Source organism: Ottowia caeni (assembly GCF_050821495.1).
GTDB lineage: Bacteria > Pseudomonadota > Gammaproteobacteria > Burkholderiales > Burkholderiaceae_C > Ottowia > Ottowia caeni.
In genome coordinates this window covers 390,370-415,412 of sequence record NZ_CP151080.1, presented here as the reverse complement: position 1 = coordinate 415,412, position 25,043 = coordinate 390,370, and the positions used below count along the sequence as shown (strand labels likewise).

Below are 25,043 nucleotides of genomic sequence, written 5' to 3'. Positions count from 1 at the left end.
GCTTTCGGCACGATCACACGAATTGCCGTCCATGCTCGAGGAAGCTCTACGCGAGCTACTGATCGCAGGTCCCCGCCACGTGCGCCTGCCAGATTGGGTGCCGCGCGCTGTCGCTGACGTTGCATTGACGAGCACCGCTGTCTGAGTGCATAGACGCCAAGTGGGTACCCACTTGGGTAGCGAGCTTGCGGGGGCTTGTTCGACTCCGCTCTCGCAGGCCGAATGCCGCTTGCATCTACTCGTCCTGACATTGCATCTGCCTTAAAGTTGTAGCTGGGAATCAATATAGCTCAAAAGTACTCCATATGTAGGCGGTCGTTTCCTTACCCGTGTAGCCCATGTGACGTGGGGAACAATCGATGCACTGAGTTCCCTGCACGATGACACAGCATTCCCACCCGTTAAAAACCTCGAGGTCGAGCTCGCACTTGTAAGCGACTCATCGAAACGGAGCAGCGCGCGCGTCCTTTAGGGTGCGTGAAATCCGCATGGTCCACGGCGGCTTAGATGAAAACGCATCGCAATGGCGTCTTGCAAAGTTGTCCAGTCGACCCGAAACAGCAACAAATAATGAACACAAGAAAAGCGATAGTCCTCTTTTCGGGAGGGCAGGATTCCACGACATGTCTGGCCTGGGCGCTTAGCCGCTACGAACATGTGGAGACCCTCGGGTTTGACTACGGGCAGAACCACCGGATCGAACTCGAGTGTCGACATACCGTTCTTGCCCGCATGCGCAACGAGTTCCCGCATTGGTCAGAACGCCTGGGAGAAGATCACCTCCTGAACATCGGCGTGCTGGGTGAGATCAGCGACACAGCGTTGACCAGCGATGCAGAGATTTCTATGCAAAGCGGAGGGTTGCCCAACACGTTCGTTCCGGGCAGAAACCTGCTGTTCCTCACGCTCGCTGCAGCCGTGGCTTACCGAAGGGGCTGTACGGTATTGGTAGGCGGCATGTTCGAAACCGATTATTCCGGCTACCCCGATTGCCAGGACAACACCATGAAGGCCATGCAGGTTGCCCTGAGCCTGGGCATGGCGAGAAGGGGGCTGACGCAAGAGCTACATGGTCAAGGAAATTTTCTATACGCTGCAAGGTGAGGGCGCCAATGCGGACCGGCCGGCGGTGTTCTGCCGCTTCGCCGGTTGCAATCTATGGTCTGGCCGGGAAGAGGACAGAAGCAAGGCGCAGTGCCGTTTTTGCGATACGGACTTCGTCGGAACCAATGGTACGAGCGGCGGGCGCTTCCCAACGCCTGAAGAGCTGGCTTCGACCATCGCGCGGATGTGGCCGCAGGCGCAAGGCTCCCTGCTTGTCGTCCTCACGGGCGGAGAGCCCCTGCTTCAGGTGGACACCGCACTGGTAGACGCACTTCATCCTAAATCCGGCAGATCACCCGGGTCCCACGAGCCCCATAGGCGGTAGCGGCGGTCCCGCTTTGGGCGCAATGCGATCGCAGATATAGCGCAGCATGCAGGCCCAAGGGTCGATCTGACGCAACTGCTCCGCAGCTGCCTTGACATGCTGCAAAGCCGCATCCACATTGGCCAAGAGCTTCTTGAGCACATCCACCCGGCCACGGATGGGCGTCAGATACAGCGTCGTCTGATGGGCATGCGTGACCGCGCGGCCCACCGCTGCCAGCAACAGCGGCCGGCTGGGGTTGGCCGCACGGCCATACCAGCTCCACCAGTTGTAGACCAGCGCGCACGAGCGCGCCACGGTCTGGCAGCGGGTGAGATCCTGCGTCGTAAAGCCGCCCAGGCCCCACTGGTTCTTGAGCTCGTCAAAGGCATTTTCTGCATCCGCTCTGTCGCGGTAGAGCTGACCGATGGATTCGAGCGGGTAATCGGCATTGGTGACCAGCACCGTGTACTCCCACAGCTTGTCGCCTTGCGTGATGTGGTTGTCAGCAAAGTCCAGGCGTAACTGCCCATGGTCCATGCGCCGCTCGCGCGCAATGCCGCCGCGGATGCGCTGGCGCACGATGACCACTCGCCGCGTCTGACTCCAGCCCAGCAGCCTGATCTCGTCTTCCGCCATCTGGCAGCCTTGGCTGTCTGGCAAACTCCAGTCCTGGCGGGCAAACTGGCGCAGCACCAGACGCTGCACGTTTTTGGTCTGGCGCAGCCTCAGCAGGTAGCGCTGCTCGCGCTCTTCGAGGGTCAGCAAGACGCCCTCATTGCCGTAGCCCGAGTCGCCCCGCACCAAGGCCGCGCGCCTGTCCTGCAGATCATCGAGCAATCTCCCCAGGGCTGCTTTGGCATGGCCGCTGGCGTGCTGCTTGCCCCCGCTCAGCTGCACATCCAGCACTAGGCGCAAGTTGCCCACCAAGAAGGTGTGCAACACATGGCTGGGGCGCTTGGGCTTGGTGGGGTTGTAGCCGATCTCGGCCCCTTCCTGGCGCCCGTACAGAGGCTTGACGCTGGCGTCCATGTCCAGGATCCAGGGCCTGTCCAGCGCTTCTCGCACTGAATGCATCAGGCTGGGGCGCAACCAGGCATCGCTGGCTGCAGCGTCGATGCGCAACAGCGCCCGGCGCAGCGCATCTTCGCTGACGAGCTTGTTCATACCCAGGGCCTGGGCGGCCACCGCATCACCGCGCAGGCCGCTGACGTGCGCGTAGCGGCGATGGCCCGCCAGCAGCGACAGCAGCAAGGTGCCCAGCACATCCCGTTTGTCTGGCGCGTTGCCGCTGCTGTAGCTCAAGGGGCACGATCGCACCCAACGATCGAAAAGGCCAGTAGTCGCCAGAAAGTCGGTGAAGTACACGAGTTGACCGTGCGGCGTGGCCGCCGCACCTTCGTCCCAGCGCACGTGCATTCGTCCGCCCAAGGTGTCCACCACCGAGGGCGGCGCAGGTTGCGAAATGGCCGCGTCAGCAGCCGCTGCAATGGCATTTTTTGATTCACCCATTGGGTGAGTGTGCCAAATCCGAGAACACCCGCGCCAGTGCTGGGTTTGCTCAGGATTTGAGAGGGGGAACTGCCGGATTTAGGATCAGTGCTTATCAACCTCATGTTGCCGTATCATTTGAAACCTAAGCATTTGCAAGACAACCATGTCCTCCTATAGCTCGAGTTTCAAACTACCCGCCCGTTTCTCTGGGGTGGCATTCGCGTTCTCCATGTCTGCCATTGTTGGCTTCCTCATGACAGTCACGCTGACTGCCCTCAACAAAGGGTTCGATCAGGATTTTATTTGGGCAGTGCTGCGGGGCTACTTTGTGGCTTGGCCCATTGGATTCATCGGCGTCCTTGTGGCACGGCCGATGGTGCTCAAGCTCGTCAAACTTACGGTGGCACCGCCCAAGCCCTGAGCCAAGGGCGTGGGCGGCTAGAGCCTTAGAAACGTGTCAGGTCAATAGACCGGCACTTCCAACAGCTCTATCGGATCGCCATATTGAGCAGCCAGCTCCACCACCTTGGGATCCCGCAATGCGCAGAGGAAGCCCTTGTCGATCAGCATGTTGGGGCCCGCATGCACGGTGGAATCGAGGGTGACCAGATCCATGTGAATCGGCGGCTCTTCCCAGTCAGGCATCACACGGCGGATGTAATCGCTGGGCTTGACCAGATCGATCCCAAAATGCAGAGCCCCCGGTGCATTGGAGCCTGCGGGGTACACGGTGTGCCGAGGCGCTTTGGGGTTAAACCCACATCCACCACCTTCGATCATCCGACCGCCAACGAGCATCTCGCGCAGGATGACAGCATCCTCCGACTCGCCCTCTACCGAAGACACGTACTCTCCGTCAAAGTGCACCCCAATGCGCTCTTCGAATGGCCGCTTGAAACCAATGGCCCACTGCGGATACAACACGCCCGACATCTTGGTAGAAACCGAGAGATCGTTATTGACGGAGTTGTGATCCCAGAGATTGGGACCATGGGTGGGCAAATAGTGAACGTACGAACCGGGTTCGTCCGCCGTCATCTTGCCGCGCCAGCGATTGGTGCCCAACTGCTTCTCCCTCATTTCTGGCGTAAAGTGGATACGGAAATCACTTCCACGCTCATCTGTGAAATGCAGATCGAAGGCTTCGCCCAACGGATAGCGCGCCGCAGTCGCTCTAGCCAGCTCTCCCACAATATCGATAGGGAACCTTGCCTGAGGCGTCTTGAGCAAATCCAGATTGCGGAAGTAGGTGATCTTGACCCACCTCTGACCTTCGCGACGCAATTGAATGCACAGGGGGTCGATGATCGAGCAGAACCAGGTGGACACCACAAAGGTAGCGTCCTGCAGCAATCCGCGAATATTTTGGGGAATCTCCGTAACCCGGGTGCTCGGTTCCATATAGATCCGCATGGTCGCCCCACGCGATCTGACAATGCCATTGACTGCCTGGATCACCCTAGGGTCAAGCAAAGGATCCGCGAGAAAAAGCACGCGGTCGCCCGGTTTAATCGCAAAAACCCGATTGAAATTGTCCAGTGCCTGAAACTGATCGCGTATCCCCACGATGGAAATGTCCTCTGCTGGGGGCAGGCCGACGTAGTTCGCCTCATTCATTTTTTTTGTTTCCTCTCAATCTACAGACGCGCCGGAGCGCTTCACGGCACGGCCCCACCGGTCCACCTCTGAAGTGACGAAAGCGCGAAGCTCTTGAGGTGAATTCGGCGCCGCTTGAGCGCCCCGCTCTGCCAGTTGCTGCTGAAGCTCGGGAGACGACAGGACTTTCCGGATGGCCGCATTGACTTTTTCAACGACGGCGGCCGGGGTTCCGGCAGGCGCAAAAATGCCATCCCATGCACTGACATCGAAGCCAGCCACCCCAGACTCAGCTATGGTCGGCACTGATTCAAAACCAGGGACCCTCTTGGCTGTCGACACGGCCAAGGCGCGCAGTCTTCCGCCTTTGACCTGCGGCGCGGTGTTCGGCATGACATCAATCATGAAGTCGACTTGCCCACCGATGACGTCCGTGATCGCCGGTGCACCCCCACGGTACGGGATATGAACGACGGCCAGATTGGCCGCGCTTTTAAGGGTTTCGCCCGCCATGTGGGACGTGGTCCCGTTGCCTGCCGAGGCAAATGTGTATTTCCCGGGGTTAGCCTTGAGCAGTTTCAGCAGGTCGGCCATAGACTGGGCAGGAAAGTTCGGCCTGACGACAACCATCGCGGCAATGGTGGTCAAACGGCTGACATGCTCGAAATCATTAACGGCGGAGAAACCTGGCTTTTTGTATAAGCTTTGATTGATGCCGAACGTGCCGTTGGTGCCATACAAGAAGGTATAGCCGTCTGGCGCTGCCTTGGAAGCGCTGACGCTGCCTAGGTTACCGCCCGCGCCGGCCAAATTCTCAAACACGATGGGCTGTCCAAGTTCAGCGGCTACGCGGCCCATCACCAGGCGTGCCATGTTGTCTCCGCCACCCCCGGAGGAAACGGGACGATTAGCTTGATGGGCTTTTCTGGCCAGGTTTGCGCATAAAGAGGCAAAGCTGGCGCTATCGCTAAACCAGCCACCAGAGCCATCGCAGCACGTCTACGAATCATTTACTTAGTCCCCTAATATAAAACGTCGGTATGGTACTGTGTTTTTTCAGACTTTTGCACTCCGGGCCTTTTGTGGACGGTAACTTCCTGGATCGAGTCAGTGCGCCTCGTGTGTTGACGCCACGTGTTGGGCTTCGCTTCGCTCAGCCCAATTACGCAGCTGGGTAGATCTGTGGGGGGCGATTAATGCCCCGCTACAACCTGAGGGACTTCTGTCGCAGGGGGTGTTTCGGCTGCGGCCACAGCGGACCAGACCGTCGATGATGACCATGCCGACACCGGGCACATCGCCCAGTTGAACGCTCTCCAGCAAAGTACTGCCGGCGGTGTGCTGCGCACGATCCATGAAGACAAAATCCGCGGCTTTTCCCGGTTCTATCAATCCGCAATTGAGATTGCGCATGCGCGCCGTGTTACCCGTAGCAAAGCAGAAGACTATTTCTGCCGGGATCTCGGCCATGGAGGAGATCAGCGCGACCATGCGCAAAATTCCCAGCGGCTGCACGCCGGAGCCGGCAGGGCCGTCAGTACCCAGAATGACTCGGTGCGGGCACTTCAACTCCATGGCTGCGCGCGCCGCGCCAATGGCCACTCTCTCGTTGCCGTTGTGCACAATTTCTATGCCGCGCGTGCTTTTCTCGCACAACTCACAAACGTGCTTCATCGGCAAAGATGTATGGCCCCCGTTAATGTGGCCGATGATGTCTGCATCAGCTTCCAGTACCGTGTCCTTGTCGATATAACCTGAGCCAGGTACTGAAGGTCCTCCGGTGTGGATGGTGCTCTGGATGCCGTACTTGCGGGCCCAGGCCACCATCTCCTTGGCTTCATAGCCAGCCTTGACGGTGCCCAGGCCAACCTCACCAAGAAGCCCGACGCCAGCTTCGGCCAATTCCTTGAAGTCGCTCTCGACCATGCCTTTTTCGATGACCGGTGCACCTGCCAACACCTTGACCCCGGCGGGACGGAAGGCATCAAACGCACGCTGCGCGGTAATGGCAAGCGCCTTCAGGCCGACAATGTCCTTCGGTCGGCCAGGGTAATGCACTTCACCCGCAGAGATCATGGTGGTCACGCCACCGTTAAGGCTGGATTCGATCCAGTTGAGCTGGCTTTGGCGCGGCGTCCAGTCGCCCGCCACGGGGTGCACATGGCTGTCGATCAATCCCGGAGCAACGCAGGTGCCTCTCGCGTCGATGGTGGTCCTGGCGCCTTCGGTGTCGCAGTCCTTGAATTTGCCCACGGCTGCGATCAGGCCATCAACGACCACGATGGTGTCCGCATCGAGGATGGGCCGGTCAATATCTCCCGACAGCAGCAAACCAATGTTCTTGATAACGACTTTTCCGGATTTCTCGCCGGCTGCGATCTCTGCCATGTGGGTCTCCTTAGGGCGTTTTCACAATTACTATCCGCGGTTATCCAACTTCACGATTCTCATCACGCTGTCGACCACAAACTCATCCCATCGCGCGACAGCGGCAGGCGTATCAATGGCCTCCCCCAAGAAGGCGCCCAGTGTGTAGCGGTTGGAGGTATGGAAGTAGCCTGCGGCGGCAATCAGCAGGTAGAGCTGACGAGCATCAATCCCCGGCCGCACAAGGCCGAGTTCGACGCCGCGCGTCAGCAATCGCCCGGTCAGGGTGACTGCATGATGCGAATATTCGCGCGCGCGCCGTGACTTGGCGATGTGCTTGCCCTTGTGCAGATTCTCTGTATTGAGCAAGGTGACGAACTCGGGATGGTCGCGGTAGTAACTCACGACAAAGCGGATAAGGTCAGCCAGCGCCTCCAGAGGTTGATCTTCGTCGAGCGCGAGGCTGCTTTCGGCCTCGTCCATGCGTCGGTAGATTCCCTCAAGAACCTCAATAAAGAGCCCCTCCTTGCTTCCAAAATAGTAGTAGATCATGCGATCTACAGACTTGGCGGCGCTCGAAATTTTGTCTACGCTGCCCCCGACATAGCCATACTTGGCAAACACCTTGGTGGCCGCGTTCAGGATGGCCTCACGTGTCGCTTCCGCAGCCGCAGCCCGCGTGCCGGTCCGCCGTTGAGGCTTGGGCACGCCACGCTCCGCAATAGGGTTTGAGGGCGTTTCCATGTCGATTCTTTTCTCGCTCATGCCAGCCGCCCAGCCTGGCAAGACGTCCTCTTGCCCGTCATCACTTTCATTTTTCGACGAAAGCTCGCTCTACCACGTAGTCGCCCGGTGTAGTGGTGTTGCCTTCGTGGAATCCGCGCCGCTCCAGGATGATTTTCATGTCGGACAGCAGCACTGGGCTGCCACACAGCATGACGCGGTCTTCAGCTGGGTCAAGCGGAGGAAGGCCCAAATCGTTCGTCAGCTTGTTGGTGGTGATCAGGTCCGTGATGCGGCCCTGGTGGCGAAAAGGCTCTCTCGTCACGGTGGGGTAGTACTTGAGTTGCTCGCTCACCAACTCGCCCAGGAATTCGTGGCGAGGCAGATCCTGGGTGATGTAGCCGTGATAAGCCAGCTCGCTCACCAGCCGAACACCGTGCACCAGGACAACTTGCTCAAATTTTTCATAGGTGGCCGGGTCGCGGATGATGCTCATGAAAGGGGCTAGGCCGGTGCCGGTGCCAAACAAGTACAAGCGCTTGCCCGGCAACGTGTAGTCGATCAGCAGCGTGCCCGTGGGCTTGCGCCCGACGATGATCTCATCGCCCACCCTGATGTGCTGCAGCCGGCTGGTAAGAGGGCCATCTTCCACCTTGATGCTGAGAAACTCCAGGTGCTCTTCGTAGTTGGCACTCACCACGCTGTATGCACGAAGCAAAGGCTTGTTGTCGACCATCAGGCCGATCATGGTGAAGTGCCCGTTGGAAAAGCGCAATGCAGGGTCGCGCGTAGTGGTGAAGGAAAATAGGCGGTCTGTCCAGTGATGTACCGTGAGGACGCGTTCGGTGTGCAGAGCGCTCATGATGTGGCCTGAAGATGGTTTGATGGCAAGAACCCCTGGCTCGCGATGTACTGGAAAATACCAAGACAAGCACCGGGCCAATCAGCTATATTCGCACTTCATGTAGCAATTGCAACATGAATGTGAAGCAGATGCTACACAAGTCAAGCAACCAAGACAAGCGTTTCGCTTTTTCCCCTCCTGAGGTGAATAAGTTGACCGGTCCAGTGAACCATGACTGAACACACCAAAACCGACGGCCTGCCCGCGATGGATTTGCCCCTGCTCCCTGATTTGGGAGCCAAGGCGCCTCCGCGCAACGAACGCATGGCCACGGGTAAAGTGGAGTGCAATGCCTGCCCGGTGCTATGCCAGATCGCCGAAAGCCGTTCAGGCGCGTGCGATCGCTACGCCAACGAGGCGGGAGTTCTAGTTCGAGTCGACCCGGTGGTGCTGCTGCGGCGCACGCTGGCTGAAGGGGAGCAGGTGCTGGTTCCCTTTGCCCGACACCTTGAAGGCGAAGAACCGGGTTCCAATCCGTCCGCCACCCACCAAGCACCTGTGTGGGACGGCGACTTGTTGCGGTCGGGCGAAGTTTTCGTGACAGGCGTAGGTGCCTCCACCACTTATCCGGACTACAAACCGGCCCCATTCATCGTCGGCTCGAAGATGGACGGCGTGGACATGGTCACGGTGGTGACCGAGGGCATTTTCAGTTATTGCAGCTTCAAGGTGAAGATCGACACCGACCGGTTCCTCGGCCCGGAACAGGCCAACGTTCGTTACAAGGGTGAGGCCATTGGCCACGTCACCACGGCGGAATACGGCTCCCAGATGCTCTCGATCGGCGGAGTACACCACTTGACCGGTGGCAGCAAGAAAGAAGGCCGCATGGCGCTGGAAATCATGCAGCGCCTGGGCAATAAGCAAGATGTGGAGTGCACGATCGACGGTGGCGCCAGCCTGGTCATTCAGGCCGGCAAGGCCCCCATTGTGGGCGGCGTCGAAGAGCAGCGCATGCGGGTGGGTTGCGGCTCGGCAGCCATCGGCATCTTTGCCCGGCAACTCTACGGACACGCCGACGAAGTGGTGGTGGTTGACGACCACATTACCGGGGTACTGAGCGAGCACCAAGCCGGGCGCTGCCTGGGAATCACTCCCTCAGGCATTCAAATGCGAGGGCGAAAATCCACACCTGGGCGCTATTTTCAGGTGGCCAACCCAGGCACAGGCTGGGGCGGCACCGACATCGCTGATCCGCTCTCGATCATCGAAGGCTGGGAGCCGGGCGTAGCGCGGCCGGGTCTGCGCCTTCTGATGACCTCCACCACCGGAGAGCACGCCCAGTGGTATGTGCTGAACGACGCGCTGCAACCGGTAGAGCAGGAAATGCCCGCCGAGGTGCGACGCGTGGTGGAACGCATTGGCGAGAACTGCGAACCCTCGCTTTGCAGCGTGCTGTTCCTGGCTGGCGCCGGGGGCAGCCTGCGCGCGGGGGTCACCGAGAACCCGGTGCTGCTCACGCGTGCCATCAAGCGCGCTTTGGTCAATGTGACCTGCGGCGGCGCGCCCGCTTATGTATGGCCGGGTGGTGGCATCACCGTCATGGCAGATGTACTGCGCATGCCCGACAACAGTTTTGGCACCGTACCGACACCGGCTATTGTGGCGCCCATAGAGTTTTCCATGAGGCTCGATGATTTCACGGCACTGGGAGGACATGCCGACTACGTGATGTCGCTTGAAAAAGCATTGATGCGCGGTGCGTGGCAGGATGACGGCGCCCCTCAGGCTCGCCAGTGGTTACCCAACCCACCGGAGAATGCCTGGCCGCTGGGCGAACCGCCCATGCTCGGATAAAAAGGCAAGGGGCCACGCATCACATGAACGCTGAGCGCCACCGTCTCGACGCCCACCGCTGGCACTGGCAGCATGGTCCGATCGACATCGTCGCGCAAGCGCATGGCGTGCCCGAAGTCGTGGCGGGGGCGCACGAAGATGCATGGCAGCGCTTTCAAGGCATCCTGCCTGAGCTGGTTGGCGAACTGGCTTTGTTGCGCCAACCGGTGCTCGGCAAAGCATGCGCCTTGCACGGCCCGATCGCCCGGCGCATGTGGAAAGCCTGCGCTCCATTCACGCCAGAATTCATCACACCCATGGCCGCTGTCGCCGGAAGCGTGGCCGAGGAACTGATCACGTTCTACCAACGCCCCGGCATTGAACGCGCCTGGCTCAACAACGGCGGCGACATTGCACTGCACCTGAATGCGGGCCAATCGGTTCGCGTGGGGCTGTTCAGCAATCTCGCTCGCTTCGAACTGACTGACCTGGGGCGCCTGTCGGTAGACGGCAAGTTCGAGGTTCAACACCCCGACCCAGTGCGCGGTGTGGCCACCAGCGGCTGGCGGGGGCGCAGCTTTTCGATGGGCATTGCCGACAGCGTCACCGTGTTGGCAGCCACCGCCGCGCAGGCTGATGCAGCCGCCACCATCATCGCCAATGCCGTGAATGTGGCAGACCCGGCCATCGAACGCTGCCCGGCCAACGCCTGCCGCGACGAGACCGACCTGGGTGAACGCCTGGTCACCATTCAGGTGCCGCCACTCGCACCAGAACAGGTCCGGCGCGCCCTTGATGCGGGACAGGCGTGCGCTCGTGATCTGCAGTCGCGCGGGCTGGTGTGGGCCGTGCTCATGGTTTGTCAGGATCAGTGGCGCCACGTAGAGCCGATATCCTCGCTGCCCACTACCGGCTTCACCGAAGCAGTTGGCGCGACCTTTGCTTGAACCTAGAAAGTCTTACCCTCATGATTGAAATTCGACGCATCTTTACCCAGGTGGAAGAGATCCGCCATGAGTTTGGGCCACCGCCGCCCGAGCCACTGATCCGGGGGGCGATTGCCGTGGTCATGACCAATCCGTATGCCGGCCGCTATGAGGCAGACATCCTGCCCATGATGAAAGCGCTGGAGCCTGTGGGTGTGGACATGGCGCAGCGTTTGCTGGCCGCCATGGATGTGCCGCGCGAGCGCATCGCAACCTATGGCAAGGGCTCCATCGTGGGGGGCGCGGGGGAGCTGGAGCACGGCGCGCTCTGGCACGTGCCCGGGGGTTACGCCATGCGCGAGCTGCTCGGCTGGAAGGGGGACCGGGCGGCCTACATGGCTGGCCAGGGCGAAGCCAAGACCGGCCAGCCGGGCAATGCGCTCTCGATCGTGCCTTCAACCAAGAAGGTGGGGCCGCCTGGCGCAGCTCTTGATGTGCCGCTGACCAACATCAATGCCAGCTACGTTCGCGGCCAGTTCGACGCCATGGAGGTGCGTGTACCCGGCTCACCCGCCGCGGATGAAATCGTCTTCATTCTCGCCATGAGCACTGGCTACCGCGTGCACGCACGCGTAGGCGGCCTGCTGGCAGAGAACATCAGTCAATGGGATGGCCAGCGCTGACCGCCGGCGTTGATCCCGTCAAGAGAGGAACCCAAGACATGCCAGCCAACATTCGCAAAATCATTGTTCAGGTCGACGAGACACGCCAGGAGATGGGTCAAGCCGTGAGTCCGCCCACGCGCCGCGCCGTCGCCATGGCCGTGATTGCCAACCCCTATGCCGGCCGCTACAGCGAGAACCTCGACGAGCTGATTGCTATTGGCGAGGAACTGGGCGCGCTGCTCGGGCAAAAAGCCGTAAAGGCACTGGGCATTGCACCTGGTGCCGCGCAAAGCTACGGTAAGGCTGCCATCGTTGGCGAGGCCGGCGAATTGGAGCATGCTGCTGCCATCTTGCACCCGAAGCTGGGAGCTCCGTTGCGCGCAGCCGTGGAAAAGGGCGCTGCGCTGGTGCCCTCGGCCAAGAAACGGGGAACCCTGGGAACCGCGATCGACGTGCCTTTGGGTCACAAAGACGCCGCTTTCGTGCGCAGCCATTTCGATGCGGTGGAGGCGCGCGTAGGCGACGCTCCCAGGGCGAATGAGATCGTTGTAGCCGTAGCCGTGACCGATTCTGGCCGCCCCCTGCCCCGCATCGGCGGCCTGCAAGCCGGTGAGATCAAGGGTGAAGATGGGCTGCGATGAGGCTACCTTCCAATAAAAAAAGCCGAACCGACCTTAACGCCTTACCCTATTGTTTTTCAGCCCCGCCTTCTCTTTAATTCAAGGAGCTTAGCCATGACCACTCGCCGACACACCATCATCACTCCCGTTGCTCTCGCCGTCATGCTCGCCACCGGCGCGGTTTGGGCGCAAAGCACCTACAAAATCGGGGAGCTCAACAGCTACAAGGCGCAACCTGCCTTCCTGGAGCCCTACAAGAAGGGCATGGAGTTGGCCGTGGACGAAATCAACGCCGCTGGCGGCGTCAATGGCAGAAAGCTGGAGCTTGTCACGCGCGACGATAACGCCAATCCGGGCGATGCCGTGCGCGTTGCGGAGGAGTTGGTCTCGCGCGAAAAGGTAGATGTGCTTACAGGCACCTTCCTGTCTAACACCGGCATGGCGGTGGCCGACTTCGCCAAACAGAAAAAGGTCTTCTTCCTGGCCGGCGAGCCGCTGACCGACAAGCTCACCTGGCAAGGCGGTAACGAATACACCTTCCGCCTGCGCCCCGGCACCTACATGCAAGCAGCCATGCTGGTGCCCGAAGCAGTCAAGCTGAAGAAAAAACGCTGGGCGCTGATCTACCCCAACTATGAATACGGTCAATCGGCCGTAGCCGCGTTCAAGACCCTGCTCAAGGCAGCGCAGCCCGACGTGGAGTTCGTCGCCGAACAGGCGCCTCCGTTGGGCAAGGTAGACGCCGGTAGTGTGGTGCAAGCCCTGGCCGACTCCAAGCCCGATGCGATTTTCAACGTGCTGTTCGCCGCCGATCTTTCCAAGTTCGTGCGCGAGGGCAATACGCGCGGCCTGTTCAAGGATCGCCCAGTGGTGAGCGTACTGACGGGCGAGCCGGAGTACCTGGACGCCTTGAAAGATGAAACGCCCAACGGTTGGATCGTGACCGGGTACCCCTGGCAGAACATCCCCACGCCTGAGCACAAGGCCTTCCTGCAGGCCTACCAGACCAAGTTCAAGGACTACCCGCGCCTGGGCAGCGTAGTGGGTTACGCAATGATCAAATCCGCCGCCGAAGGCCTCAAGAAAGCCGGCAGCAGCGACACCACCAAGATGATTGCAGCCTTCAAGGGCCTGCAAGTAGACACGCCCTTCGGAAGGATCACGTACCGTCCGGAAGACCATCAGTCGACGATGGGCGCGTTCGTCGGCAAAACCAAGAACGACGGCGGAAAAGGTGTGATGGTGGATTACTCCTACTTCGATGGCGCCAAGTTCCAACCCTCTGCCGAAGAAGTCAAGAAATCGCGCACTGCCCCTTAACAAGAGTCATCACCCGCTGAAAGCGAATGGCGCTTTCTTAAGTCAAGAATGACTATGTCGACAGGTTCTGTCTTTGTAAGAGCGGCTTCAGAGGGTGTCGCAAAACGGCCTCGTTCTTCTTCCCTCTCCCTCCGGGAGAGGGCCAGGGTGAGGGCAGCGGCGCATGATCTGAGACTGTCTTTGGGCGCGCTCCCTCACCCCAACCCTCTCCCGAAAGGAGAGGGGGCAATCGCCACTGCTGCACCAACCACTTTAACGACAGCCTCTGAAGCCGCTCCTACAAGAATCCCACGACAGCCCCGCATTTGCCTTAAATAAGCGCCATTCGCTCTAAGGCGCTTGCGCGCCTACCCCCTCTAACCAGGATTGGAACTGCATGAGTTTTTCAGGCCTTCTCGTCCAGCTGCTCAACGGCCTGGCCAGCGCCTCGTCGCTCTTTCTGGTGGCAGCCGGGCTTTCGCTGATTTTCGGCGTCACGCGCATTGTCAATTTTGCGCATGGTTCGTTCTTCATGCTGGGTACCTACCTGGCCTACACGCTGGTCGACCAATTGGGCGCCAGTGTGGGCTTCTGGCCAGCGCTGGTGCTGTCGGCGCTGGCTGTGGGCCTGTTCGGGGCGATGATTGAGTTCGTGCTGCTGCGGCGAATCTACAAGGCACCCGAGCTTTTCCAGTTGCTGGCCACCTTCGCACTGGTGTTGGTCATCAAGGACGGGGTGCTGTGGCTGTGGGGGCCCGACGAACTTCTTGGCCCGCGCGCTCCAGGGCTGAGAGGCTCAGTGGAAATCCTTGGCAGGCAGTTTCCCTCATACGACCTTTTCCTGATTGTTGTCGGCCCGGTGGTGCTGGGCGCGGTGTGGCTGCTGCTCACCCGCACGCGCTTTGGCACCCTGGTACGCGCCGCCACACAGGACCGCGAAATGGTGAGTGCCCTGGGTGTCAACCAGGCCTGGCTGTTCACGGCAGTGTTCGCGCTCGGCGCTGCGCTGGCCGGCTTTGGTGGGGCACTGCAATTGCCCCGCGAGCCCGCCCACCTGGAAATGGATCTGAACACCATTGGTGCCGCGTTTGTGGTGGTCGTGGTTGGCGGCATGGGCTCGCTTCCCGGTGCGTACCTGGCGGCGCTGATCATCTCGCTCATCAAAGCCGTGTGCATCTGGCTGGGCACGGTGAGCCTTCTCGGCCACCCGGTCAATTTTTCCAAGGCCACGCTGGTCGTAGATTTCCTGGTCATGGCGGCGGTGCTGATCTGGCGACCATGGGGGCTGCTGGGACGCCCGCAGGCGCCGAGCCGTCACGTGGGTGAACCGGAGGCACCTCTCAGGCGCGCCGGCCCAGGCTACAAACTGGCGGTAGGGGTGCTGCTTGTGGCACTCATTGCAGTGCCTTTCATTGCACAGTCTTCATACACTACCGTGCTGGCCATTGATCTGCTGATTGCTGCCCTGTTCGCCACAAGTCTGCACTTCATCATGGGGCCGGGAGGCATGCACTCATTCGGCCATGCTGCGTACTTCGGCATAGGAGCCTATGGAGCGGGCCTGTTGATGAGGGCGGGCGGCCTCCCTATGGAAGCGGCGCTGGTGGGGGGCCCGCTTGTGGCTGCCGTCGGAGCGCTGGTGTTCGGCTGGTTCTCGGTACGTCTGTCGGGGGTGTACCTGGCCATGCTGACACTGGCGCTGGCGCAGATCGCCTGGGCCATCACCTACCAGTGGGATGATTTCACGGGTGGAAGCAATGGGCTCACAGGTGTGTGGCCGGCTTCCTGGCTCTCAGAGAAGCAGAACTACTACTGGCTGACACTGGCACTCGCGTCTATGGGCATATGGTGGCTGCGTCGCGTGCTGTTCTCGCCTTTCGGCTATGCCCTGCGCGCAGGGCGGGATTCGGTGCTTCGCGCCGATGCGATCGGGATCAACGTCGACCGGGTGCAGTGGGTGGCGTTCATCGTCGCCGGGCTTGTGGCAGGGTTGGCCGGAGCCTTGTTCGCATTCTCCAAAGGCAGCATTTCGCCTGAATCCATGGCGGTGGGCAAATCCATTGATGGCCTGGTCATGGTGCTGCTGGGTGGTCTGCACACGCTTGCCGGGCCGGTGGTGGGTGCTGTCAGCTTCACCTGGCTGCAGGATGCGGTCGCGCGCAATACTGACTACTGGCGCGCATTGCTGGGGGGCATCATATTGCTGCTGGTGCTGATCTTCCCGGCGGGCGTTGCCGGTGGTATTCAAAAGCTCACGCGCGGCTGGCGCCAGCCGAAGAAGGAGGCCGCAGTATGAGTCTCCTGGAAGTCAAAGATCTGGGTAAATCGTTTGGCGGCGTCAAGGCGGTAGATGGCATCAGTTTCGAGCTGGCCGCAGGTGAGCTGCTGGCGCTGATCGGCCCGAATGGTGCCGGAAAATCCACCACATTCAACATGGTGAACGGCCAGCTCAAGGCCGACCGCGGCTCCATCCGGCTGGGCGGCCAGGAACTCATCGGCCTGAAGCCGCGCAGCATCTGGCGCCTGGGCGTGGGCAGAACGTTCCAGATCGCTGAAACATTCCAGTCGCTCACCGTGGTGGAAAACGTGCAAATGGCCCTGCTTTCCCATGAGGGTCTGATCTACTCCATGTGGCGCCGTGCCGCCGACCATCAAAGAGAAAGGGCGCTGGCGCTGCTCGACCAGGTCGGCATGGTGGCGCAGGCAGACCGCCCTTGCAGCGAACTCGCGTACGGCGACGTCAAGCGCGTGGAACTCGCCATCGCCATGGCGAATGATCCCAAACTTCTCTTGATGGATGAACCCACCGCAGGCATGGCGCCGCGCGAGCGCAACGAGTTGATGGCGCTGACCAAGAAGCTGGTGACCGAGCGCGGCTTGGCGGTGCTGTTTACCGAGCACAGCATGGACGTGGTGTTCGCCTATGCCGACCGCATGATCGTGCTGGCGCGCGGGCGACTGATTGCTGCGGGCAAGCCGATGGAAATTCGCGATCACCCCAAGGTGCAGGAAGTCTATTTTGGTAGCGGCAAGACCTTCGAGAAGGCCAGCCAGAAAGCGAGGGCCTGAATCCCATGAAACCAGAGAAATCCATGGGCGACACCCTGTTGGCAGTCAGCCAGCTGCGCGCCTGGTATGCGGCAGCCGAGATTTTGTTCGGTGTCGATTTGCAGGTGCGGCGCGGCGAAGTGGTGGCGCTCATGGGGCGCAACGGCGCAGGCAAGTCCACCACGCTTAAATCCATCATGGGCATGGTGCCGAAACGGCGAGGCACTGTCCGGTTCATGGAGCACGACATCTCCAGCGCCGAACCTTTTGCGTGCGCTCGCCTGGGTCTGGGTTTTGTGCCCGAAGACCGCCGCGTGTTCACCGACCTCACAGTCATGGAAAACCTTGAGGTCGGCAAGCAACCTACCCGGCGGTGGCCAGATGGCGGCCAGGCACCACACTGGACGCCCGAGCGCCTGTTCAAACTGTTTCCCAACCTGGGTGAAATGCCCCTGCGCTTTGGCGGCCAGATGAGCGGAGGCGAGCAGCAGATGCTCACGGTGGCTCGCACGCTGATGGGCAACCCTTACCTTGTGCTGCTCGACGAGCCGAGTGAAGGCGTGGCCCCCGTGATCGTGGAGCAGATGGCCCAGATGATTCTTGAACTGAAGGCGCAAGGTGTGAGCATTTTGCTGTCTGAGCAGAACATGCACTTTGCCGAGCTCGTCTCCGATCGTGCCTATGTGCTGGAGAAGGGGCAGATCCGCTTCTCCGGTTCAATGGCTGAACTGGCGGCCAACGAAGAAGTTCGGCGAGCCTATCTCAGCGTGTGAAGGATTTTGAGCTCCATCCCCATAGCCACCTCGTCATTCCCGGATCGCCGGCCGCCGCGCAGGCGATCCGGGAATGACGAGAAAAAGGGTCAGTAATATGCGGTCCCAGCGAAGCCACGACAGGATAAACCCCATGCCCAAGCTTGCATTGACAGTCAACCAGCGCGCTGTCGTGCTTGATGTGCCGCTTGAGGCTAGCCTGCTGCACCTGCTTCGCAACGACCTAGGCTTGAACGGACCCAAATACGGCTGCGGGCTTGGCTCTTGCGGGGCCTGCACGGTTCACATAGACGGTGTGGCGGCACGGGCCTGCGTTATTCCTGCGCACGGTGTCAAGGAACGAAGCATTACCACCCTCGAAGGCCTGGGTTCCAGAGAGAACTGGCATCCGGTACAAGCCGCCTTCGAGGAAGCTCAGGCCGCCCAATGCGGCTACTGCCTGAACGGCATGGTGATGCAGGCTGCGGCTCTGCTGGCGCGAGAACCTGAACCCAGTGAAGCACGCATCCGATCGGAGCTGTCAGGCAATTTTTGCCGCTGCGGTACCCACGTGGAAATCATGGCAGCTGTGGCGCGGGCGGCTGAACTGATGTCGGATGCAAAAGGAGTGACCTGAGCGCCATGAACCGCCGCGCCGATCTGCCCCGTACACGGGCCGACATACTCACGGCAGATGGCGTGCTGGCTGTGGTGCGCGAGCCGCCTCCGGCCCAACCGCCCGCCGCCGGTCAGCCAGCCGCAGTGGGCTCGAACCCACTTGAAGGCAATGAGGTTCTCCTGGCGTTGTGGGACGATGGCAGCGTGACCGCCCTCAACGGCCACGTCGATTTGGGTACAGGCCTGCAAACTGCACTGGCCCAGATCGTGGCCGAAGAGCTGGATCTCACCTTGGCCTGTGTCAGCATGGCGCTGGGCGATACCGCTCGTTCACCCAACCAGGGCGCCACCATCGCCAGCGCCTCCATCCAGATCCACGCCCAGCCGCTGCGGCAAGCGGCGGCGCAGGCGCGAGCGTGGCTGCTCGCACGAGGCGCCGAATGGCTGGGGGCATCGTTAGGAGACGTAGAAACCCGGCTCGGCTTGGTCAGGCTGAAGGCCGAGCATCAGAAGCACGTGGCCTACGGCAAACTACTCTCCGGAAAGCGCACCGTGCTGCGCCTGGACCCGGCAACACCCGTGAAGGATCCCGCGAGTTATCGCCTCGTCGGCACGCCACAGCCGCGCCTGGATATTCCACAGAAGCTCTCTGGAGAAACCGTCTTCGTGCACGACATGCGCGTGCCCGGCATGCTGCATGGCCGCGTCATCAGGCCTCCCTATGCTGGCGCCGACCACGGCGACTACATCGGCAACACGCTCGAATCCGTAGATGAAAGCAGCATTGCACACATCCCCGGTATTCGGGCAGTCGTGGTCATTCGCGATTTTGTGGGTGTTGTCGCCGAGCGTGAAGAACACGCTGAAGCCGCCGCGCGCGAACTGGTGGTGCGCTGGAAGCCATGGCCCGGCATGCCCGACATGGGTAACGTGGAACACGCTGTGCGCTCCAATCCAGCCACGCAGCGTCTGCTGCTGGATGAGGGCAACGTGGATGCCGCCCTGGCCAATGGGCAGGGCCTGCAGCGCACCTATCTCTGGCCTTACCAGATGCACGCTTCCCTTGGCCCGTCTTGCGCCCTTGCACATTGGGTGGCAGCTGATGGTGTGCCACAAGACAGCGTTTCGCTCAGGGTCTGGGCAGGCTCGCAGAACCCACACGTGCTGCGCGCAGACTTGGCAAAACTGATGGGTCTGCAGGACGTGCAGGTAGATGTCGTCCGCATGGAGGCCGCCGGCTGCTACGGCCGCAATGGTGCCGACGATGTCGCAGCAGACGCAGCGCTGCTGGCCAAGGCGGCAGGAGCCCCTGTACGCGTGCAGCTCACACGTGCGCAAGAGAACGCCTGGGAACCCAAGGGCACGGCACAACTGATGCAGGTGCGCGGCGGCCTCACGCAGCAAGGCCGCATCAACGCCTACGACTTCGAGACCAGCTACCCCAGCAACGGTGCCCCCACGCTTGCCCTGCTCCTCACCCGCACGGTGGAACCCGAGGCACACGCCTTCGAGATGGGCGACCGCACTGCACGCTGGCCTTATGAAGCCCCCAACCTGCGCGTCAAAGTCAACGACATGCCGCCCATCGTGCGCGCATCCTGGCTACGCGGCGTCTCGGCCCTGCCCAACTCTTTCGCCCATGAGAGCTTCATCGACGAGCTGGCGACGCAAGCGGGGCAAGATCCTGTTCAGTTTCGCCTGAATCACCTGCGCGATCCGCGGGCTGCAGAGCTCGTGCAGGCCACGGCACACAAGGCCAACTGGCGACCAAGAAGTGGGCCACAGGAAAACGCCGACGGTGGCCTGGGTCCAGGAGGCGACATCCTGTTCGGCCAAGGTTTCGCCTACGCCCGCTACGTGCACAGCAAGTGGCCAGGCTTCGGAGCCGCATGGTCTGCCTGGGTGGCCAATGTGGAGGTCAACCGCAAGACCGGAGAAGTGCACGTGCGCCGCGTCGTCGTCGGTCACGACGCCGGCCTGCTCATCAACCCGGCGGGAGTAGATCATCAGGTGCATGGCAATGTCATCCAGACCACCAGCCGCGCCCTGAAGGAGCAGGTCAGCTTCGCCCCGTATGGCGAGCGCGAACAGAAAGCCACGCAAACCGCACTGGAAGGTGTGCGCCCTGCCGGTTCAGTCCAGAGTCTTGAATGGGGCAGCTACCCCATTCTCAATTTCCGTGAAGTGCCCGTCATCGAGGTGCTGCACATGCCGCGGCCCGGCGAGGCTCCACTGGGCGCCGGTGAGTCCTCCAGCGTGCCCGGGACGGCGGCCATTGCCAATGCCATTTTTGATGCCACCGGCGTGCGATTCCGTGCGCCACCTTTCACACCTGAAGTCATTCGTGCAGGGTTAATGGCGGCCGGCATGCTGGCCGCGCCTGACGACGAAGAGCCAGCGGCCACGCCCTCCTCCGCTGCGAATGGCTCTGGAGGTGGAGGCAAAGAGAACGCGCCTGCAACTCGAGGCCCTGACAAAGCCCCCTCGGGGTCTTTCCAGAAATGGGACAAAAGCAAGCTCCCTTGGCCGCGCGGCAAAAGCCTCTTGGCGACGACTGGCGCCTTGGTTGTAGGAGTCTTCGGAGTCCTCGTCGGGCTACTAAGCTGGCGCCCTGCCATCGCGCCAGTGAACTTGAGCACACCGGTCTATAGCTCTGAGACGATCGAGCGCGGCCGCATACTCGCAGCAGCGGGCGACTGCTTTGTTTGCCACACCGCACCCCATGGCGCACGCGGCACTGGTGGCCGAGCCATGGAAACGCCGTTCGGTACCGTCTACACCACCAACCTCACGCCCGATGCCGAAACGGGTTTGGGCAACTGGAGCTTTTCTGCATTCCAGCGCGCCATGCGTGAAGGCATCTCCAGAGACGGGCGCCACCTCTACCCGGCGTTTCCCTACACTGCATTCGCCAAAACCAGCGACGACGATCTGCAGGCGCTTTATGCCTACCTGATGAGTCAGCCAGCAGTAAGAGCCGAAACACCACCGGCCGACATGCGCTTTCCGTTCAATCTTCGCCCCCTCATGGCCGGCTGGAATGCGCTGAATCTGGATCCCCAGCCCTTCAAGCCAGACCCCATCCAAAGCCCCGAGTGGAATCGTGGGGCTTACTTGGTACAAGGCCTCGGCCATTGCGGCGCATGCCACACCCCCGTGATGCGTTCGGCGCAGAACGAAATGGATCGGCCTTCCTTTCCGGCGCGATGATTGATGGCTGGGAGGCCCCTGCACTGACAAGCCTTTCCAAGTCAGCCGTCCCCTGGGATACCGAGGCTCTCTACAGCTACCTACGCCGAGGGCACTCACCTCGACATGGATCGGCGGGAGGGCCAATGTCGGAAGTCGTGCGCGAGCTACAGGCACTGCCTGATCAGGACATTCGCGCCATGGCCACCTACCTGGCCTCGTTTAACGCGCCCGCCCAAGATCCTGCCACCCTGGATTCTGCTGCCCAACAAGCCATTGCTCGCGCCGCGCAGAACCAAAGCGCGCTGCTTGGCCCTGCCCAGCGGATGTTCCAATCTGCCTGCGCAGCCTGCCATCATGATGGTGACGGCCCCTCAGTGCTCGGCCTGAACCGCCCTATGGCCTTGAGCAGCAAGCTCACCAGTGACAGGCCCGACAACCTGATCCGCACCATCCTCGAAGGTGTCCGCGACCCTGCCACCCGAGAAATAGGCTTCATGCAAGGATTTGGCGACGTGCTCTCAGATGCACAGATCGCCGATCTGGCCACCTACCTGCGCGCTCGGTACGCGCCGCAGGCACCGGCTTGGACGGATCTCACCTCCACAGTCGCCAGAGTTCGACAGACCATCCCATAAATCGGCGTGGTGCCCATGATGTCTTGGGCGCGAGGAACGGGAACCGAGCCTAGACCTGTAAGTGTCGAGCACCCTGGGCCGAAGATTCGAAGCGCTCACGCAACTCGCGCTTCAGCACCTTTCCAATCCCATTTCGCGGTAACGATTCTGTCAGGATGATCGCTGCCAGGCGCTGCATCTTGCCGAGCTTTCCGTTGGCCCATTGCAGAATCTCATCGCCTGATGCGGTGCTGCCCGATTTCAGAACCACATATCCCACGGGCGTCTCGCCCCATCGCGCCGATTGAACTCCCACCACGCTGGCATCAGCAACAGCCGGGTGCTCGCGCAAGACTTCTTCCAAGTCGCTGGGGTAAATGTTGAAACCACCAGAGATGATGATGTCCTTCTTGCGGTCCATCAGCGCGACAAAACCATCTTCGTCGAAACGGCCCACATCCCCTGTCCGCAGAAAACGTTTGCCCTCGGGACTGATCCACTCAATCTCTCGCGTTTTCTCAGGAAGGCCGTGGTAGCCCAGCATTGCTGCCCCAGAAAATCCCACAATCTCGCCAGCCTCACCGCGCGGGACTTCACGCCCCTCGGCATCGATCATGCGGATGTCATGGCCGGGCGCAGGCTTGCCCACAGTGTGAAGCTTGTCAGGGTGACTATGGGCTTCGAGTATGCACACACCTCCGCCTTCGGTCATCCCATAGGATTCGATCAGCTTTCCCGGCCACCGCGCAAGAATGTCGGCCTTCAACTCAGCAGAGAAAGGCGCGCTGGTGCATTGCTTTGTCTGAAAGCTCGACAGATCAAACTTTCCAAACTCCGGAAACGACATCAAGCGTTGGTACTGCACCGGTACCAGCATGGTATGCGTCACCTTGTATCGTTCCGCAAGTTCGAGATACTTGCGCACATCGAACTTGTCCATCAGCAGCACGGTGCCCCCGTTGCCGAGCGTAGGGAAAAGGCTCACCAGCGTCGTGTTCGAATATAAAGGTGTGGAAAGCAAGGTGATCGAGTTTGCACCATACCCTGACAGCGTAGCCGAGCCGCCCATCAGATGTATGGCTCGCATTCCAAATGGCTGGACGATTCCCTTAGGCGTCCCCGTGGTGCCCGACGAGTAAATGATGTTGAACGGCCAATCCGGCTCCGGTGCCACGGGTTCGGGTGGATTCCGCGAGGACCCCAGCCAGTCATCAAAGTACACCGCTCCCGGCAGACCGTTCTGAAAGCCGATGACAGGTACGGACGGCATCCCGGCAGATGCAATTAAGGCACTTCCACTTTCATCGACAAATACACTTCGAACGCCGGCATCCGCCATCATTTTGGAGATCGATTCAGGGGTGGTCGATGTAGGCAGAGGCGCCACACAGATACCGGCACGAACCGCGCCAAGGTAGGCGATCACGTAACGGATCGAGTTCACGGCGCTGATGCCGATCACCTCCTTCGGCTGCACGCCATCGCGCTGCAAAGCACACGCGACGCGATCCATCCAGACATCAAGTTCGGCGTACGTAAGAATTTCGTCGCCTTGGATAAATGCAGGATGATTTGGACGTTGCGATGCAGTTTCTCTGACTACTTCGGAAGCGGTTGGTAACGGTTGGGCAGTGGTCATCTTGAACTCTGGAATCGTGTATGCGCCGAACGAGAAGACGCCATTCACAATAGTTCAAATGATGATAAGGCAACGCGTGAAAGCGTGAGATGCAAGAGAGCCCCATCCAAGTTACCCCAGCCAACATATCCTATTAAAGATACAATAGTTTTTAATACATCAATAACAACCTCGCTGAGACAATCACGATGCTAGAACTCGATCTCACTCCGGAGCAACAGCAAATCAAGGAAGCTGTGCAAGCTCTGTGCGACAACTTCGGCGACGACTACTGGCGCGAAAAGGACCGCTCCCACAGCTTTCCCGTGGAGTTCGTCGAAGCCATGGCCAAAGCGGGCTGGTTAGGCATCACCATGCCGCCCGAGTACGGAGGAGCAGGACTGGGCATCACCGAAGCCGCGCTATTGATGCAGACCGTGGGCAACTCTGCCGGCGCTCTGGCGGCCTGCTCAGCCATTCATATCAATGTATTCGCGCCACATGCCATCGTGGTGCACGGCACAGCCGAGCAAAAGAAGCGCATCCTGCCACCACTGATTTCTGGAGAAGATGTCACCTGTTTCGCAGTGACTGAGCCAGACGCTGGACTGGACACCACCAGCATCTCCACCCGCGCAGTGCGCAAAGACGATCACTATGTCGTCAGCGGGCGAAAAATGTGGATCTCCACAGCGCAGCGTGCCAACAAGATGATGCTGCTTGCGCGGACCACACCTCTGGAGGAATGCCGCAAGCGCACTGACGGCATGTCACTTTTCTACACCGACCTGGATCGCCGTTACGTTGAAGCGCGCGAGATCGTCAAAATGGGGCGTGGCGCAGTCGACTCCAACGCCTTGTTTATCGACTCGCTTCCCGTACCCAAGGAAGATCTGATCGGCGAGGAAGGCCGAGGCTTTCACATCCTGCTCGATGCGCTCAACCCCGAGCGCATTCTGGTGGCCGCTGAAGCCGTTGGGATTGGAAGGCGTGCTCTTTCCAAGGCCACTGCGTACGCCCGCGAGCGAGAGGTATTCGGCCGCCCCATAGGCCAGAACCAGGGTATTGCCCACCCTCTGGCCCGCAACTGGATGGCGCTGGAATCCGCCGACCTGATGGTATGGCAAGCCGCTCGTTTGTATGACGCCGGCCGCCCCTGCGGCCCGCAGGCCAACGCCGCCAAGTACCTGGGTGCAGAAGCCGCCTTCCAGGCGTGCGAGCAGGCAGTGCGCACGCTCGGAGGCATGGGGTATGCAGCGGAGTACGACGTAGAACGCTACCTGCGCGAGATCATGATTCCGAACATCGCACCCGTCAGCCGCGAGATGATCCTTAACTACATTGGCGAGCGGGTGCTGGGCTTGCCTAAATCGTATTGATCTTCATAACACGCCGGGACTGCTCGTCATTCCCGGGGGCAACA

General features: G+C 60.6%; 19 protein-coding genes and 3 pseudogenes. 15 read left to right on the top strand and 7 right to left on the bottom strand.

Going from position 1 to position 25,043, the window contains the following annotated elements:
• Window positions 1–570 precede the first annotated feature (570 nt).
• Both AAAK34_RS02005 and AAAK34_RS02000 read left to right on the top strand, forming a co-directional pair.
• Window positions 571–1,050: pseudogene (locus AAAK34_RS02005) on the top strand (7-cyano-7-deazaguanine synthase); the annotation flags it as partial.
• 19 nt (window positions 1,051–1,069) lie between these two features.
• Window positions 1,070–1,381 (top strand): annotated as a pseudogene (locus tag AAAK34_RS02000) (7-carboxy-7-deazaguanine synthase); the annotation flags it as partial.
• 15 nt (window positions 1,382–1,396) lie between these two features.
• Here the strand turns inward: AAAK34_RS02000 and AAAK34_RS01995 are convergent.
• Window positions 1,397–2,920 (bottom strand): transposase, encoded by a 1,524-nt coding sequence (locus AAAK34_RS01995; protein ID WP_231697936.1) that lies wholly within the window; start codon window positions 2,918–2,920, stop codon window positions 1,397–1,399.
• Between the two features lie 145 nt (window positions 2,921–3,065).
• Between AAAK34_RS01995 and AAAK34_RS01990 the strand changes: the two genes are divergently transcribed.
• Window positions 3,066–3,323, top strand: a complete 258-nt coding sequence (locus AAAK34_RS01990) for a DUF2798 domain-containing protein (RefSeq protein WP_431777686.1) — start codon at window positions 3,066–3,068, stop codon at window positions 3,321–3,323.
• A gap of 41 nt (window positions 3,324–3,364) precedes the next feature.
• Here the strand turns inward: AAAK34_RS01990 and AAAK34_RS01985 are convergent, their stop codons facing one another.
• The 5 genes and pseudogenes from AAAK34_RS01985 to AAAK34_RS01965 all read right to left on the bottom strand — a co-directional run bounded on the left by AAAK34_RS01985 (window position 3,365) and on the right by AAAK34_RS01965 (window position 8,450).
• The gene (locus AAAK34_RS01985) at window positions 3,365–4,519 is read right to left on the bottom strand and encodes a hypothetical protein (RefSeq protein WP_231697938.1); all 1,155 of its coding nucleotides are present in this window, start codon (window positions 4,517–4,519) and stop codon (window positions 3,365–3,367) included.
• 15 nt (window positions 4,520–4,534) lie between these two features.
• Window positions 4,535–5,371: a tripartite tricarboxylate transporter substrate binding protein gene (locus tag AAAK34_RS01980; protein ID WP_231697939.1), complete on the bottom strand. Its 837-nt coding sequence runs from the start codon at window positions 5,369–5,371 to the stop codon at window positions 4,535–4,537.
• Between the two features lie 320 nt (window positions 5,372–5,691).
• Window positions 5,692–6,886 (bottom strand): annotated as a pseudogene (locus tag AAAK34_RS01975) (amidohydrolase family protein).
• Window positions 6,887–6,916: 30 nt separating this feature from the next.
• Window positions 6,917–7,609 carry a TetR family transcriptional regulator gene (locus AAAK34_RS01970; protein WP_231697995.1) on the bottom strand — a complete coding sequence of 231 codons (693 nt, stop codon included), beginning with the start codon at window positions 7,607–7,609 and terminating at the stop codon, window positions 6,917–6,919.
• A 67-nt stretch (window positions 7,610–7,676) separates the two neighbouring features.
• On the bottom strand, window positions 7,677–8,450 hold the full coding sequence (locus tag AAAK34_RS01965; protein WP_231697941.1) for a ferredoxin--NADP reductase: 774 nt from the start codon (window positions 8,448–8,450) through the stop codon (window positions 7,677–7,679).
• A 213-nt stretch (window positions 8,451–8,663) separates the two neighbouring features.
• On the opposite strand from AAAK34_RS01965, the gene AAAK34_RS01960 reads away from it, so the two are divergent.
• The 11 genes from AAAK34_RS01960 to AAAK34_RS01910 all read left to right on the top strand — a co-directional run bounded on the left by AAAK34_RS01960 (window position 8,664) and on the right by AAAK34_RS01910 (window position 22,023).
• Entirely contained in the window at window positions 8,664–10,289 is a 1,626-nt protein-coding gene (locus tag AAAK34_RS01960; protein ID WP_231697942.1) for a 6-hydroxynicotinate reductase, read from the top strand.
• Between the two features lie 23 nt (window positions 10,290–10,312).
• Window positions 10,313–11,215: a UPF0280 family protein gene (locus AAAK34_RS01955; protein ID WP_231697943.1), complete on the top strand. Its 903-nt coding sequence runs from the start codon at window positions 10,313–10,315 to the stop codon at window positions 11,213–11,215.
• A gap of 20 nt (window positions 11,216–11,235) precedes the next feature.
• Window positions 11,236–11,877 (top strand): amino acid synthesis family protein, encoded by a 642-nt coding sequence (locus AAAK34_RS01950; RefSeq protein ID WP_231697944.1) that lies wholly within the window; start codon window positions 11,236–11,238, stop codon window positions 11,875–11,877.
• A 38-nt stretch (window positions 11,878–11,915) separates the two neighbouring features.
• Window positions 11,916–12,500 (top strand): amino acid synthesis family protein, encoded by a 585-nt coding sequence (locus AAAK34_RS01945; RefSeq protein WP_231697945.1) that lies wholly within the window; start codon window positions 11,916–11,918, stop codon window positions 12,498–12,500.
• 141 nt (window positions 12,501–12,641) lie between these two features.
• Window positions 12,642–13,799 carry an ABC transporter substrate-binding protein gene (locus AAAK34_RS01940; protein WP_231697996.1) on the top strand — a complete coding sequence of 386 codons (1,158 nt, stop codon included), beginning with the start codon at window positions 12,642–12,644 and terminating at the stop codon, window positions 13,797–13,799.
• A gap of 376 nt (window positions 13,800–14,175) precedes the next feature.
• Entirely contained in the window at window positions 14,176–16,074 is a 1,899-nt protein-coding gene (locus AAAK34_RS01935; RefSeq protein ID WP_231697946.1) for an ABC transporter permease, read from the top strand.
• On the top strand, window positions 16,071–16,847 hold the full coding sequence (locus AAAK34_RS01930; protein WP_231697947.1) for an ABC transporter ATP-binding protein: 777 nt from the start codon (window positions 16,071–16,073) through the stop codon (window positions 16,845–16,847). Before AAAK34_RS01935 ends, AAAK34_RS01930 begins: the two co-directional genes overlap by 4 nt.
• 5 nt (window positions 16,848–16,852) lie before the next feature.
• Entirely contained in the window at window positions 16,853–17,599 is a 747-nt protein-coding gene (locus AAAK34_RS01925; RefSeq protein ID WP_431777685.1) for an ABC transporter ATP-binding protein, read from the top strand.
• 133 nt (window positions 17,600–17,732) lie between these two features.
• Entirely contained in the window at window positions 17,733–18,215 is a 483-nt protein-coding gene (locus AAAK34_RS01920; protein WP_231697949.1) for a (2Fe-2S)-binding protein, read from the top strand.
• A 5-nt stretch (window positions 18,216–18,220) separates the two neighbouring features.
• Window positions 18,221–21,406 carry a molybdopterin cofactor-binding domain-containing protein gene (locus AAAK34_RS01915; protein WP_431777684.1) on the top strand — a complete coding sequence of 1,062 codons (3,186 nt, stop codon included), beginning with the start codon at window positions 18,221–18,223 and terminating at the stop codon, window positions 21,404–21,406.
• A 125-nt stretch (window positions 21,407–21,531) separates the two neighbouring features.
• Complete coding sequence (locus AAAK34_RS01910) at window positions 21,532–22,023, top strand: c-type cytochrome (RefSeq protein ID WP_431777683.1); 492 nt, start codon at window positions 21,532–21,534, stop codon at window positions 22,021–22,023.
• A 49-nt stretch (window positions 22,024–22,072) separates the two neighbouring features.
• Here AAAK34_RS01910 and AAAK34_RS01905 read toward each other — a convergent pair whose 3' ends face one another.
• Window positions 22,073–23,641: a class I adenylate-forming enzyme family protein gene (locus AAAK34_RS01905; protein ID WP_231697997.1), complete on the bottom strand. Its 1,569-nt coding sequence runs from the start codon at window positions 23,639–23,641 to the stop codon at window positions 22,073–22,075.
• A gap of 188 nt (window positions 23,642–23,829) precedes the next feature.
• On the opposite strand from AAAK34_RS01905, the gene AAAK34_RS01900 reads away from it, so the two are divergent.
• Window positions 23,830–24,999 (top strand): acyl-CoA dehydrogenase family protein, encoded by a 1,170-nt coding sequence (locus AAAK34_RS01900; protein WP_231697951.1) that lies wholly within the window; start codon window positions 23,830–23,832, stop codon window positions 24,997–24,999.
• Window positions 25,000–25,043 lie beyond the last annotated feature (44 nt).